Source organism: Citrobacter sp. Cb028 (assembly GCF_030336705.1).
GTDB classification, from domain to species: Bacteria; Pseudomonadota; Gammaproteobacteria; order Enterobacterales; family Enterobacteriaceae; genus Citrobacter; species Citrobacter braakii.
The window spans coordinates 1-235 of record NZ_JAOWCZ010000003.1 but is presented as its reverse complement, the minus strand read 5'-3'; the positions used below and the strand labels follow the sequence as shown (position 1 = coordinate 235).

1 protein-coding gene is annotated in these 235 nt (G+C 47.2%); it reads left to right on the top strand.

Features of this window, described 5'->3' with window-relative positions; translation table 11 throughout:
• On the top strand, positions 1-235 hold a 235-nt coding region (locus tag OGV75_RS00020; RefSeq protein WP_286480236.1), incomplete at both ends, for a hypothetical protein.

Below are 235 nucleotides of genomic sequence, written 5' to 3'. Positions count from 1 at the left end.
CAGACAGCACCGATGCCGTTAACGGCTCCCAGTTGTTTGATACAAATGAGAAAGTGGATCAGAACACTACTGATATCGCCACCAATACCGACAGCATCAACCAGAACACTGCCGATATTACCGCCAATACCGACAGCATTAACCAGAACACAACCGATATCGCCGCTAATACGACCAGCATCAATCAGAACACTACTGATATCGCCGCTAATACGACCAGCATCAATCAGAACAC